Here is a 13383-nt window from a genome sequence, read left to right as displayed (position 1 = left end):
ATGACCCTCACTCAGTTTACTGGCGCAGATTATCTGCGCCAGATCCTCAGAGCCCCTGTCTATGAAGTGGCGACAGTAACGCCGCTGCAAGACATGCCACGCTTGGCTGCACGGATCCATAACCAGGTGCAGCTCAAGCGTGAAGACCGCCAGCCAGTGCACTCGTTTAAGTTGCGCGGGGCCTACAATATGGTCGCGAGCTTGTCTGAGGCGCAAAAAGGTGCGGGCGTGATCGCCGCATCTGCTGGCAACCATGCCCAAGGCATGGCGCTATCAGGCACCAAGCTCGGTATAAAGACCATCATTGTCATGCCTAAAACTACGCCTGACATCAAGGTCGATGCGGTACGCAGTTTTGGTGGCGAGGTGGTACTGCATGGCAGCAACTTTGATGAAGCCAAGGCCGAAGCAGAGCGACTCTCAGAGCTGCATGGCTATACCTTTGTGCCACCGTTTGATCACCCACTGGTGATCGCAGGGCAGGGCACGATTGGTATGGAGATGCTGCAGCAAAACGGTCATCTGGATTATATCTTCGTTCCTGTCGGTGGCGGCGGTCTTGCCGCTGGTGTCGCAGTACTGGTGAAACAGCTGATGCCGGAGATCAAGGTGATTGCGGTTGAGCCTGAGGACTCCTCATGCCTAAAAGCCGCACTGGATGCCGGAGAGCCGGTAGTGCTCGATCAAGTCAGTATGTTTGCTGACGGTGTCGCGGTTAAACGTATTGGTGAAGAGACCTTCCGCCTGTGTCAGGAATACATCGACGGCCACGTGGCGGTCTCAAGCGATGAAATCTGCGCAGCCGTGAAGGATATTTTCGAAGACACGCGCGCGATCGCCGAGCCTTCTGGTGCGCTGGCACTGGCAGGACTGAAAAAATTCGCTGAGCAACATCAGCTGCGTGGTAAAAACCTCGGTACGGTGCTGTCTGGGGCAAACACCAATTTCCACGGCCTGCGCTACGTATCAGAGCGCTGCGAGCTTGGTGAGAAGCGCGAAGGCCTACTCGCGGTGACCATCCCTGAGCGTCAGGGTGCCTTCTTCGAGTTTTGTAACTTGATTGGTGGCCGAGCGGTGACCGAGTTTAACTACCGCTATAACCAAGACGATCTGGCCAATATCTTTGTCGGTGTACGTCTGCAGGGTGGTCAAGAGGAGCTCGAGAGCATTATTCATGACCTGCGAGAAGGCGGCTACCCCGTGGTTGACTTATCCGATGACGAGATGGCTAAACTGCACATTCGTTACATGATAGGCGGCAAGCCTTCCAAGCCGCTAAAAGAGCGCTTATACAGCTTTGAGTTCCCAGAGTACCCGGGGGCGCTACTTAAGTTCCTCAGCACCCTTGGCACGCACTGGAACATCAGCCTATTTAACTACCGCAATCATGGCGCCGACTATGGGCGGGTGCTGTGTGGCTTTGAGCTGGAAGAGGCGGATCTGTCGCGTTTCTCTGCTCACCTCAGAGAGTTAGGTTATCAGTGTAAAGATGAGACCGATAACCCATCCTATCAGTTCTTTTTGTCCTAAACTCAAAAGCCAGTCTATCGACTGGCTTTTTTATTGACCCTGATATTAGCCACCATCATGACTAATACGCATAGACTTAATGTAAAGGTTTCATTTTATTCATAGATGAGATGTGACTATACTCACCTCGTTTCCTGAGCGAATTTAATTGGAGAACCTCAATGTTTAATGCCCTACTCCTGAATCAAGAAGAAAAACGTACTATCGCCTCTATCCAGCAAATCGACGAGAGTCAGCTGCCAGAGGGTGAGGTGCTGATCGATGTCGATTACTCATCGCTGAACTACAAAGATGGTTTGGCTATCACGGGCAAAGGAAAAATCATTCGTAATTTCCCTATGGTGCCTGGCATAGACCTTGCCGGTACAGTCGTGAGCTCTGACGACAACCGCTACGCAGCCGGTGATAAAGTCGTGCTTACAGGTTGGGGTGTCGGTGAGAACCATTGGGGTGGCATGGCGCAGCGCGCACGCCTAAAAGCCGATTGGCTGGTTCCACTACCAACCGGTCTCGACAGCAAAAAAGCCATGATGGTGGGTACCGCAGGCTTTACCGCCATGCTGTGTGTACAAGCGCTACTTGATGGTGGTGTGAAGCCAGAAGACGGTGAAGTGCTTGTGACCGGTGCAAGTGGCGGTGTTGGCTCTGTGGCGGTAACCCTGCTAGCCCAGCTAGGCTACAAAGTCGCAGCCGTCACTGGTCGCCTTGAGCAAAACGGTCCACTACTAGAAAAACTTGGCGCTGCGCGCGTGATCGATCGTAGCGAGTTTGAAGAGCCAGCGCGCCCGCTAGAAAAGCAGATTTGGGCAGGCGCCGTTGATACTGTTGGTAGCAAGGTACTAGCCAAAGTACTAGCACAAATGGACTACAACAGCACAGTAGCCGCCTGTGGTCTTGCTGGCGGTTTTGATCTGCCAACCACTGTGATGCCATTTATCCTGCGTAACGTGCGCCTACAAGGTGTCGATTCAGTCATGTGCCCAACCGACAAACGCATTGCGGCATGGGAAAAGCTGGTTGAACTACTACCTGAGAGCTTCTTCGAGCAAGCCTGTACCGAAGTCGAACTAGAGCAAGCACCAAAATACGCCGAAGACATCACCAACGGCCAAGTAACGGGCCGCGTTGTGATCAAGCTATAAGCTGGGATTTTTACTGAAAACGAAGCCGAGCAACAATGCTCGGCTTTTTTTTAAGGGGCGAGGGGCGGGTTACACTGCGTTCCGAGTAACGAGGGGTTTATAGTTCGCTATGGGTTTCTTGCTCCCATTATCTTGCCTTCCGGCAGACGACAGCCTCACAACACACTCTGAACTCCTCGCTCCTCGTAGGGCAAAGCCCGTCCCCGCACCTCGAACCTTAGAAAAAGGTGCGAGGAGCGGGTTTCACTTCGTTCCGAGTGACGAGGACTTTATAGTTCGCTATGAGTTTCTTCTTCCCACTATCTTACCTTCCGGCAGACGACAGCCTCACAACACGCTCGGAACTCCTCGCTCCTCGCAGGGCAACGCCCGTCCCCGCACCTCGAACCTCAAAAAAGTGCGAACACACATCGCGCGCGATAATTTCCTCGCTTCTCGACTCCCGCCTCTCTCATTTGAGGCCGATATCCTCAATACGTTTAGCAATCAAACGGCCACACTCCTCCTTGACGGTATCACGCAGCCATTTTTGTGCTGGTGAGTGCTCGCAGCGAGGATGCCAGATCATCGAGTAGTCGAATGGCGTGAAAGCAAACGGCAGCGGCTTCACCACCAAGTCATAGCGCTCGGCTACCAAATAAGCCAAATCGGCCGGTACAGTAATGATCAGTGGCATAGTATCGACGATCGCTAGCGCTGCTTCTAGATGATAAGCACGCAGCACCATCTTCGGTGGAGACATCCCCACGTGCGCTTGGTCGATCAAGGCCTTAACCCCATCACTGATGGCTATCATGGCGTGTGGGCATTCAAGGTACTCCGCAAGCGTCATGTCTTTATTCGCCAGAGGGTGCTGCTTACTCAGTAAGCACAATACCCCGACCTTGCCCAAGATCTCACTTTGCAGTGGCTCCACCGGTCCTGTCGGACGACAGATGGCCAGATCAGCCCCCTCATAAGTGAGCTGATCCACCAGGCGGTCATGCTGCAGAGGCAGAAAGTTGAACGACACCAAAGGGGCTTCTTGATAGATACGTGGCAAGGCAAACGGCAAGATGGTCTGCATCGCGTAATCGGTGGTAGCAATGGTAAACGTCTGATCGCAATCGCGCGGGTAAAAATCACTTGGTGAGAGCAACTGACGCAGCGACTCGAGTGGTTCGCCAAGGCAAGCATCAAGCTCGAGTGCCTTTTGGGTCGGGATTAATCGCTGTCCTTGACGCGTAAACAGTGGATCATCGAGCAACTCCCTCAAACGCCCTAATACTCGGCTCATCGCTGATTGGCTCATATTCAGCCGGGTCGCGGCTTTGCTTACACTGCTCTCTTCAATCAAGACCCGCAGCGCCACCAGCAAGTTCAGGTCGCGTCGATATACTTCTTCGAGCTCCATTACTCTTCCTCATCCACCCAATAAATCGATACAGTTTACCTGTATTCAGGCAAAAAAAATCCCGCCTTTCAGCGGGGAAGCCCAAGAAAACTGGAGATTAACGGAGATTATTGACTTCAAAACAAATCAGCGTATTTACGGTACTGTGGTTCAGTTATCTTTGGCCTTATCTTGGCTCGCATCCATCCCTTGTGCCTCTAGCCATATACCAGCAACTGAGCCAAAAAACGCGCTCACCGGGAGCAAAGACACATTTTGATCCATTTGCAGCAAAAGGCTGCAGATTGAAATCACACACAATACCGAATAAACGGATAATCGCTCCATCGTCGACAGCATAACAAGGCTCCATTTGTTATCAACTTGTTAACTTAAGTTAAGCTATAATCTTGGGTTTGCCAAGGTGATATTGAATCTTTTTTGATCGCGAGTATGATGGGCGCTTAAGCCAGAAGAGGTGTAATACACAGATGACTTTCGATCCCAACAAGGCCAATCAAACCCTAGAGGCGCAAGGTTTGCGCTGCCCAGAGCCCGTGATGATGGTCAGGAAGACAATTCGAAATATGCAAGATGGAGAGGTACTGCTGGTGAGCGCGGATGACCCTTCAACCACGCGCGACATCCCAAGCTTTTGTCGCTTTATGGACCACCAGTTGATCGCCGCTCAAACGGAACAACTGCCATATCAGTACCTGATTAAAAAGGGCCTAGAATAAATGAGGCTGCCCTAGGCAGCCCCAACCTTTGTCGACTCAGTCGTCAAACTCTATCCCTCTCACTTGTGACTGCAGCGCATTAAGCTGCTTTTGCATCGACCGCATCTCCTTATGCATCGGGATAATGTGCGCCACGCGAATCCATGATTCCACGGTCAAAGCAGTCAGGATGAATGCGCCTGCGACCATAGGTAGCCACATATCCGTCAAGACCATCCCTAACAGGGTAATCGCTAGCCCAAATGTGAAGAGATAACTCTGACTTTTTGGGGTCATCCCCATATAACGAGTAAGCATGCTCCTGCCCTCCGGCTGTCTGTCACTGATTAAAAGTTAGCATGAGATGGATGAAACTAATATGTCGACCATCACGCCTTTTACACCGATAAACAGGAGCTACGCCTAATAGTGTTTAGAAAAAGGCGGCAGCGACGGCCAAGCCCAAAAACAGCAGTGCGGTGATCTTACGGATCAGGTCAAGCGGCAGTTTGTCAGCCGACAATTTGCCAATCAGTACCACCGGCACGTTGGCGAGCAGCATACCTATCGTGGTACCGAGCACGACCCAAGTCAGGGCGTCTGAGTACTGCGCACCGAGAATGGAGGTCGCAATCTGAGTCTTGTCACCAATCTCAGCGATAAAAAACGCCACAAACGAGGCAACAAAGGGACCGCGGTTTGAGATAGTTTCATCATCATCAAGCTTATCTGGGATCAAAATCCAACCTGCCATGGCAAGAAAACTGGCTGCCACCACCCATTTGAGAAGCTCAGGTGACAAATAGTCCGCCACGACTACACCCAGCCAAGCGGCTAGGGCATGATTGGCAATGGTGGCTAAGAAAATCGCCGCAATGATCGGCACAGGTTTACGGTAACGGCTCGCCAGAAGCAGCGATAACAGTTGGGTTTTGTCGCCAATTTCAGCAAGGGCAACCGAGGTAATTGAAATAGCTAGAACGCTCACGAAATGCTCACAGGGGCAGGGTAAATAACAACCATAGACAAACCTCACGCCCCACCCCGGTTCATGATGATTTATCTAAGGTCTTGCTAAACTCATCGGTGGATGATGAGTCTCGAACGCCATGGTGATTTTGCACCAATTATGTTGACGAACGAACCGGTTTAGACAGACGTCTGAGCGCGGTAAGCTACTCCCCAAAGATGGCACGAATTTTAATCACCTCTTAGCAAAATCACAAGCGTAAAATTCCCTTTTAGGAAAAACCTTATCGCTTTCGCCATCTTTTTTTCTTATCCACTGCCACTGGCGATGAAATAGTCAAGATTAGCCCTACTCGCACAAGGATTATCTGGGTATAATCGGAGGTTATTTTTATACTTTTACAACAATCGCGCGAACCTGACTATGCAAAAATTCGATATCAAAACCTTCCAGGGAATGATCCTCGCGCTGCAGGATTACTGGGCACAAAATGGTTGTACCATTGTTCAACCGCTAGATATGGAAGTAGGTGCTGGCACCTCTCACCCAATGACATGTCTACGTGCACTTGGCCCAGAGCCAATGTCTACGGCATACGTTCAACCTTCTCGTCGTCCGACCGATGGTCGCTACGGTGAAAACCCGAACCGTCTGCAGCACTACTATCAGTTCCAGGTAGCTCTAAAACCGTCTCCAGACAACATTCAAGAGTTGTACCTTGGCTCTCTAGAAGTACTTGGTATCGACCCGCTAGTGCACGATATTCGCTTCGTTGAAGACAACTGGGAAAACCCAACGCTGGGCGCATGGGGTCTTGGTTGGGAAGTATGGCTAAACGGCATGGAAGTGACTCAGTTTACTTACTTCCAGCAAGTGGGTGGCCTTGAGTGTAAACCAGTAACAGGCGAGATCACTTACGGTATCGAGCGTCTGGCTATGTACATTCAAGAAGTTGACTCTGTTTACGATCTTGTGTGGAACATCGCCCCAGATGGCAGCAAGGTGACTTACGGTGATATCTTCCACCAAAATGAGGTTGAGCAATCAACGTACAACTTTGAGCACGCAGACGTCGATTTCCTATTCACTTACTTCGATCAGTGTGAAAAGGAAACCAAAGAGCTACTAGAGCTAGAAAAACCTCTTCCTCTTCCAGCTTACGAGCGCATCCTAAAAGCAGCGCACGCATTCAACATTCTTGATGCGCGCAAAGCGATCTCGGTAACCGAGCGCCAGCGTTACATCCTTCGTATCCGCAACCTAACCAAAGCGGTTGCAGAAGCCTACTACGCATCACGTGAAGCTCTAGGCTTCCCAATGCTGAAAAAAGAAGCGCTGAAAAAGGACGAGGAAAAGTAATCATGGCAAAAGAATTTCTAATTGAACTAGGTACTGAAGAGCTACCACCAACGCAGCTTCGTACTCTAGCAGAAGCGTTCGCAGCAAACTTCGAAGCTGAGCTAAAAGGCGCAGACCTAGCACACGAGGGTGTGAAATGGTACGCAGCTCCTCGCCGTCTAGCCCTTAAAGTGGCTGGTCTTGCTGAAGGCCAAGCTGACAAAGTGGTTGAAAAGCGTGGTCCTGCGGTTTCTGTAGCATTCGATGCTGACGGTAACGCGACTAAAGCAGCACAAGGTTGGGCGCGTGGTAACGGTATTACTGTAGAGCAAGCTGAACGCCTGGTGACAGACAAGGGCGAGTGGCTGCTGTTCAAACAAGAAGTGAAGGGTCAAGCGACGTCTGACATCGTGGTAGACCTTGCCGCTAAAGCACTGGCTAACCTGCCGATCGCTAAGCCAATGCGCTGGGGTAACAAGACGACGCAATTTATTCGTCCAGTAAAAACTCTGACCATGCTTATGGGTGCTGACCTTATCGAGGGAGAGATCCTAGGTGTTGCATCAAGCCGCACTATCCGTGGTCACCGCTTTATGGGTGAGCAAGAGTTCACGATTGATTCAGCCGAGCAATACCCAGCGATCCTAGAAGAGCGCGGTAAAGTGATGGCGGATTACGAAGCGCGTAAAGCTATCATCCTAGCAGACTCTCAAAAAGCAGCTGCAGCGGTTGGCGGCGTAGCTGACCTAGAAGACGACCTAGTTGAAGAAGTGACGTCTTTGGTGGAATGGCCGGTTGTTCTGACGGCGAAGTTTGAAGAAGAGTTCCTAAAAGTTCCTTCTGAAGCTCTGGTTTACACCATGAAGGGTGACCAGAAGTACTTCCCTGTTTATTCTTATGAGAATGGCGACGAGAACAAGAAGCTACTACCAAACTTCATCTTTGTTTCTAACATCGAGTCGAAAGAGCCTCGCCATGTTATTGAAGGCAACGAGAAGGTTGTACGCCCGCGTCTAGCGGATGCTGAGTTCTTCTTTAACACTGACCGTAAGCGCCCGCTTATCGACCGTCTACCTGAGCTTGAGCAAGCGATCTTCCAAAAGCAGCTTGGCACCATCAAAGACAAGACGGATCGTATCACTGAACTGGCTGGCTACATCGCCGAGCAAATCGACGCTGACGTTGAGAAATCAAAGCGCGCAGGCCTACTTGCCAAGTGTGACCTAATGACCTCGATGGTATTCGAATTTACCGATACCCAAGGCGTGATGGGCATGCACTACGCTACGCACGATGGCGAAGACGAGCAAGTGGCATTGGCGCTTTACGAGCAATACATGCCTCGTTTTGCAGGTGATGACCTACCAAGCACAGGTATCTCATCAGCGGTAGCCATGGCCGACAAGCTCGATACCATCGTGGGTATCTTTGGTATTGGCCAAGCACCTAAGGGCTCTGACCCATTTGCACTGCGTCGTGCTTCTCTGGGTGTACTGCGCATCATCGTTGAAAACGGCTACAACCTCGACCTAACGGCGCTTATTGCCAAGGCGAAGTCTCTGTTTGGTGACAAGCTAACCAACGCTAACGTGGAAGAGGATGTGATTGAGTTTATGCTGGGTCGTTTCCGCGCTTGGTATCAAGATGCCGGCTTTAGCGTCGACATCATTCAAGCGGTACTGGCTCGTCGCCCAACCAAACCGGCAGACTTTGACCAGCGCGTAAAAGCCGTCTCTCACTTCCGTGAGCTAGAGGCTGCTGAAGCTCTAGCGGCTGCAAACAAGCGCGTAGGTAACATCCTAGCGAAATTCGACGGCGAGCTTGCAGCTGACATCGACCTTGCACTATTGCAAGAGGATGCGGAGAAGACGCTAGCAGAGAACGTTGAGGTCATGACTGAAGCGCTAGAACCTGCATTTGCAACCGGCAACTACCAAGAAGCCCTAAGCAAACTAGCTGACCTGCGTGAGCCTGTTGATGCGTTCTTTGATAACGTGATGGTAATGGCAGACGATGAAGCGCTGAAGAAAAACCGTCTCACGCTGCTTAACAACCTACGTAACCTATTCCTACAGATTGCTGATATATCGGTACTACAGAAGTAGATCCGAAACTCAGAATAGTAAAAAGGGAAGCGGCGGCTTCCCTTTTTTTGTCTTAAAGCTCAGTTTGTAGCCGCTCATTGTTGATATAACCCAACTGTTTATACAGGGAGAGAAACAATGAGAAAAACCATAATTGCTTGCTCGTTCGCCCTACTGAGTGCATGCAGCCAGACTTCTGAAGATACGCTTTATCTTACGGTTGCTGATCAGCAGGTCGCCTTTGAGCAAGGCTCAGATGGCACATGGGTCGCTGAGCAATACTTTGACAAGGGACAGTACAATCTCGCCATCAGCACCATGGAAGCGAGCTGTGGCAGTAGCTATGCTCTCACGGAGCTAAGCCGAGCTAAATTCAATACCCCAATGGCGGTGGATAACTGCGCCTCAAACTCTGAGCTGCCACTGCGCATCTTTAAGGCCAACACCTATCAATTTGCTCTCAATCCACAAACCAATCAGCTGACCATCAAGGTTAAGCCCAAACAGCAAACCAACCTAATGGCGACCTGCCCAGTTGCTAGTGACCAACCGACTACCATAGAGGTCAGCCAAACCTTCGCCGATGGTACTCTAGTCAGGGATGCACTGACCGGACAAGAGGCTACCGTAAGCCAAGGACAAGTGACCATGCAGGCCGCGCCAACGAGCCAAGGTATATTGTTGCTGGAAGAAGCGAAAACCTATCAAGATGCTCCATTTAGCTGGGATAATGCCAACGTCTACTTTGTAATGACCGACCGCTTCTACAATGGTAATCCTGATAATGACCACAGTTATGGCCGCACCCAGGATGGGGAGCAGGAAATTGGCACCTTCCATGGTGGTGACCTAGCAGGACTGACTGCTAAGCTCGACTATATCGAATCACTCGGGGTGAATGCACTCTGGATAACCTCGCCACTTGAGCAGATTCATGGCTGGGTCGGCGGTGGGAACAATGGTGACTTTAAGCACTATGGCTACCACGGCTATTACCACCAAGACTGGACCAAGCTCGATGCCAATATGGGCACAGAAGACGAATTGAGAGAGTTTATTGATACTGCTCACTCAAAGGGGATCCGCGTGATCTGGGACGTGGTGATGAATCACACCGGCTACGCCACGCTTGCGGACATGCAGGAATTTGGTTTTGGCCAGCTCTACCTTGATGACCAAGAGGCGAAAAATATACTTGGGGACAACTGGACTGACTGGCAACCAGGGCCAGGACAGAGTTGGCACAGCTTTAATGACTACATCAAGTACAATGATGCTAAGGCATGGGATAAATGGTGGGGAACGGATTGGTTGCGCACAGACATCGGCAACTACGACGCTCCGGGATATAACGACCGAACCATGTCACTCAACTTCTTACCCGACCTAAAAACAGAATCGCAAGTTAAAACTGGCCTGCCTAACTTTTATGCAAATAAAGACACTAAGGCCACCGATGATCTAAAAACCCCAAGAGCACATCTTATTACCTGGTTATCCGATTGGGTGCGTGAGTACGGCATCGATGGATTTAGAATCGATACCGCAAAACATGTTGAGATGGAGGCGTGGCAGGCACTCAAAGACGCCAGTAGTGAGGCACTAGTCGAGTGGAAACGCAACAACCCAGACAAAGCCCTAGACGACTTGCCATTTTGGATGACGGGCGAGGTATGGGGCCATACGGTGATCAAAAGCGATTACTTTGATAACGGCTTCGACTCGATCATCAACTTCGAGTTCCAAACCGATGTGGCGCCAAAAGCACTCGACTGCTTTGCCAAGCTCGATCCTTCCTATCAGCGCTACGCCAAGGCTATCAATAGCGATGAAGAATTCAATGTTCTGAGCTACCTATCGTCACACGATACGGCGCTATTCTGGGCCTCACGCAGCAAGAGTTTCGCCGATCAGCACAAAGCGGCTAATGCACTGATGCTTGCCCCTGGCGCAGTACAAATCTATTACGGTGATGAAATCGCGCGTGATTTTGGCCCAACCGGCTCAGATTCACATCAGGGTACCCGCTCACCAATGCCATGGGATCAAATCGAGGATGACAGAGCCACCCTACTCAAGCACTGGCAAACCCTTGGTGAGTTCCGTAAGCGCCATCCCGCTGTCGCTCAAGGCACGCATATCACTCGTCACCAGGGTGAATATTATGCCTTTGAGCGTCAGTATGAAGAGGACAGAGTGCTCGTTGTGTACACTGGCCACTAGCTGTCGATAAATCGATTTAAAAGCCAGCTGGTCTTAGCTGGCTTTTATTTTGGATAAACACTTTTACTCCACCGCTCATTGAGTTATTTTCAATCTCTTGTTGTTCAATCAACCGGCAGGTAGCGGTCAATGCAGTTCTCGAAGTTTGGTGAAAAGTTTAATCAGTATTCAGGTATTACACAGCTAATGGATGACCTTAATGATGGTCTGCGCACACCAGGGGCAATTATGCTCGGTGGCGGTAACCCAGCCCAAATACCTGCCATGCTCGATTACTTTCATGCCAGCTGCCAAGAGCTACTCGACAGCGGTGATCTCGTCGCCTCAATGGCCAATTACGATGGCCCTCAAGGCAAAGATAGTTTTATTCAAGCTTTGGCAAAGCTATTGCGTGATACCTATGGCTGGGATATCTCAGACAAGAATATCAGTCTCACCAACGGCAGTCAGAGTGGCTTTTTCTATCTGTTTAACCTTTTGGCTGGCACGCAGCCGGATGGCTCGCACAAAAAGATCTTGCTGCCTTTAGCGCCAGAGTATATCGGCTATGGTGATGCGGGGATCGATCAAGATATCTTTGTGTCTTACAAGCCTGAGATCGAGCTATTGGATAATGGTCTGTTCAAATACCATGTCGACTTTAAACAATTAAAGGTTGATGACAGTGTGGCCGCTATCTGTGCGTCGCGACCAACCAATCCAACCGGTAACGTGCTAACGGAAGAGGAGATAATCCACCTTGACCAACTGGCACGCGACAACAATATCCCGCTGATTATCGATAATGCCTATGGTGTGCCCTTCCCCAATATCATCTTTGAGGATGTACAGCCATTTTGGAACGACAACAATATCTTATGTATGAGTCTATCTAAACTTGGTCTGCCAGGTGTACGCTGCGGCATCATTATCGCCAGTGAGGCCATCACACAAGCACTGACGAATATGAATGGCATCATCAGTCTATCACCTGGTAGTGTTGGGCCAGCGATCGTCAAGCATATGATTGATAAGGGCGATTTGCTCGATCTTAGCACTAAGATCATTAAGCCGTTTTATCAGCAAAAATCCAAACGCGCGATAGATCTTCTCCAACAAGCGATTAAAGATCCCCGTTTCAAGATCCACAAACCCGAAGGCGCGATCTTCCTCTGGCTATGGTTTGATCAACTACCGATCACCACCATGGAGCTGTACAAACGCCTGAAAGCACGCGGCGTGTTAATCGTCCCAGGCGAATACTTCTTTATCGGCCAAGAATCACAATGGCAACACAGCCACCAATGCCTACGCATGAACTACGTCCAAGACGACGAAAAACTACAAAAAGGCATAACGGTTTTAGCCGAAGAAGTTCTCAAAGCATACGGGGAGTAGAGGCGAGATCACTGCGTTGCGAGAAGCTATTCTAAGGTACGAGGTTCGAGTACGGGCTATCGCCCTGCGGGGAGCGAGTGGTACAGTGGATAGTTGCTAGTTCAATACTCCTACTGCACTTACTACAGGTACATACAGCGTAAAAAGCCCAGCATTGGTCTAATGCTGGGCTTTTTCATATCTAATGACTAGCTGAGACAGTCATAAGAGTGCATGTGAACGGTAAACTCTTTCCACCCACAAACTACTCGCTCCTCGAAGCGTAAGCGTCCTCGAACCCCGCCCCTCGATTCTCGTCTCTCGCAACGAAGTAATCTCGCCTCTGGAAACGCAAAAAGCCCCGATCTTTCGATCGAGGCTTTGAGAGATGGCAGGGGTGGAGAGATTCGAACTCCCAACACGCGGATTTGGAATCCGCTGCTCTGCCAATTGGAGCTACACCCCTAAAATTGTACTGAATCTAGTATACGCTAGATTCAAAAAAACCTCGCATAGAGCGAGGTCTTTGAATAAGTGGCGGAGTGGACGGGACTCGAACCCGCGACCCCCGGCGTGACAGGCCGGTATTCTAACCAACTGAACTACCACTCCGCAGTGGTCTCTTTAAAGTCTTATCTCTAGAGTGCTT

General features: G+C 50.3%; 11 protein-coding genes and 2 tRNA genes. 7 read left to right on the top strand and 6 right to left on the bottom strand.

All coding sequences use genetic code 11. From position 1 onward, the window contains the following. Positions 1-1530 carry a threonine ammonia-lyase, biosynthetic gene (gene ilvA / locus ACSTTG_RS23355; protein WP_438476521.1) on the top strand — a complete coding sequence of 510 codons (1530 nt, stop codon included), beginning with the start codon at positions 1-3 and terminating at the stop codon, positions 1528-1530. Between the two features lie 161 nt (positions 1531-1691). Further along, positions 1692-2672 (top strand): acrylyl-CoA reductase (NADPH), encoded by a 981-nt coding sequence (gene acuI / locus ACSTTG_RS23350; RefSeq protein ID WP_438461207.1) that lies wholly within the window; start codon positions 1692-1694, stop codon positions 2670-2672. Between the two features lie 451 nt (positions 2673-3123). Here the strand turns inward: acuI and ACSTTG_RS23345 are convergent, their stop codons facing one another. Then, on the bottom strand, positions 3124-4065 hold the full coding sequence (locus ACSTTG_RS23345) for a LysR family transcriptional regulator (RefSeq protein ID WP_438476520.1): 942 nt from the start codon (positions 4063-4065) through the stop codon (positions 3124-3126). A gap of 150 nt (positions 4066-4215) precedes the next feature. Further along, the gene (locus tag ACSTTG_RS23340) at positions 4216-4404 is read right to left on the bottom strand and encodes a hypothetical protein (RefSeq protein WP_438476519.1); all 189 of its coding nucleotides are present in this window, start codon (positions 4402-4404) and stop codon (positions 4216-4218) included. A 131-nt stretch (positions 4405-4535) separates the two neighbouring features. Between ACSTTG_RS23340 and tusA the strand changes: the two genes are divergently transcribed. Then, positions 4536-4784 carry a sulfurtransferase TusA gene (gene tusA, locus ACSTTG_RS23335; RefSeq protein WP_438461210.1) on the top strand — a complete coding sequence of 83 codons (249 nt, stop codon included), beginning with the start codon at positions 4536-4538 and terminating at the stop codon, positions 4782-4784. Between the two features lie 36 nt (positions 4785-4820). Here the strand turns inward: tusA and ACSTTG_RS23330 are convergent, their stop codons facing one another. Both ACSTTG_RS23330 and ACSTTG_RS23325 read right to left on the bottom strand, forming a co-directional pair. Beyond that, a complete protein-coding gene (locus ACSTTG_RS23330; protein WP_438461211.1) occupies positions 4821-5081 on the bottom strand; it encodes a hypothetical protein in 261 nt (86 codons plus the stop codon). Between the two features lie 115 nt (positions 5082-5196). After that, positions 5197-5751: a TMEM165/GDT1 family protein gene (locus ACSTTG_RS23325; protein WP_438461212.1), complete on the bottom strand. Its 555-nt coding sequence runs from the start codon at positions 5749-5751 to the stop codon at positions 5197-5199. A 405-nt stretch (positions 5752-6156) separates the two neighbouring features. On the opposite strand from ACSTTG_RS23325, the gene glyQ reads away from it, so the two are divergent. From glyQ to ACSTTG_RS23305, 4 genes are all read left to right on the top strand, one after another. Beyond that, positions 6157-7092 carry a glycine--tRNA ligase subunit alpha gene (gene glyQ / locus ACSTTG_RS23320; RefSeq protein WP_438461213.1) on the top strand — a complete coding sequence of 312 codons (936 nt, stop codon included), beginning with the start codon at positions 6157-6159 and terminating at the stop codon, positions 7090-7092. Positions 7093-7094: 2 nt separating this feature from the next. Further along, entirely contained in the window at positions 7095-9176 is a 2082-nt protein-coding gene (glyS, locus tag ACSTTG_RS23315; protein ID WP_438476517.1) for a glycine--tRNA ligase subunit beta, read from the top strand. A 117-nt stretch (positions 9177-9293) separates the two neighbouring features. Further along, positions 9294-11378, top strand: coding sequence for an alpha-amylase (locus ACSTTG_RS23310; protein WP_438476516.1), 2085 nt, complete (start codon positions 9294-9296; stop codon positions 11376-11378). A gap of 129 nt (positions 11379-11507) precedes the next feature. Continuing rightward, positions 11508-12755 carry a valine--pyruvate transaminase gene (locus tag ACSTTG_RS23305; RefSeq protein ID WP_438476515.1) on the top strand — a complete coding sequence of 416 codons (1248 nt, stop codon included), beginning with the start codon at positions 11508-11510 and terminating at the stop codon, positions 12753-12755. A gap of 368 nt (positions 12756-13123) precedes the next feature. On the opposite strand, the gene ACSTTG_RS23300 is transcribed toward ACSTTG_RS23305, so the two are convergent. Both ACSTTG_RS23300 and ACSTTG_RS23295 read right to left on the bottom strand, forming a co-directional pair. Beyond that, positions 13124-13200, bottom strand: a tRNA-Trp gene (locus tag ACSTTG_RS23300). A 69-nt stretch (positions 13201-13269) separates the two neighbouring features. Beyond that, positions 13270-13346 (bottom strand) — tRNA-Asp (locus ACSTTG_RS23295). Positions 13347-13383: the final 37 nt, after the last annotated feature.

This window comes from Vibrio glycogenivorans, assembly GCF_051660965.1.
GTDB lineage: Bacteria > Pseudomonadota > Gammaproteobacteria > Enterobacterales > Vibrionaceae > Vibrio.
Note: the sequence above shows the minus strand (reverse complement) of the source record. Positions and strands in the feature narration are given on the sequence as shown.

Bases quoted from the DNA above. Each gene is read 5' to 3' on its own strand.
- ACSTTG_RS23345 (WP_438476520.1), bottom strand. From the start codon at position 4,065: ATGGAGCTCGAAGAAGTATATCGACGCGACCTGAACTTGCTGGTGGCG.
- acuI (WP_438461207.1), top strand. From the start codon at position 1,692: ATGTTTAATGCCCTACTCCTGAATCAAGAAGAAAAACGTACTATCGCC.
- ACSTTG_RS23340 (WP_438476519.1), bottom strand. From the start codon at position 4,404: ATGCTGTCGACGATGGAGCGATTATCCGTTTATTCGGTATTGTGTGTG.
- ilvA (WP_438476521.1), top strand. From the start codon at position 1: ATGACCCTCACTCAGTTTACTGGCGCAGATTATCTGCGCCAGATCCTC.
- ACSTTG_RS23330 (WP_438461211.1), bottom strand. From the start codon at position 5,081: ATGCTTACTCGTTATATGGGGATGACCCCAAAAAGTCAGAGTTATCTC.
- tusA (WP_438461210.1), top strand. From the start codon at position 4,536: ATGACTTTCGATCCCAACAAGGCCAATCAAACCCTAGAGGCGCAAGGT.
- ACSTTG_RS23305 (WP_438476515.1), top strand. From the start codon at position 11,508: ATGCAGTTCTCGAAGTTTGGTGAAAAGTTTAATCAGTATTCAGGTATT.
- ACSTTG_RS23310 (WP_438476516.1), top strand. From the start codon at position 9,294: ATGAGAAAAACCATAATTGCTTGCTCGTTCGCCCTACTGAGTGCATGC.
- glyS (WP_438476517.1), top strand. From the start codon at position 7,095: ATGGCAAAAGAATTTCTAATTGAACTAGGTACTGAAGAGCTACCACCA.
- glyQ (WP_438461213.1), top strand. From the start codon at position 6,157: ATGCAAAAATTCGATATCAAAACCTTCCAGGGAATGATCCTCGCGCTG.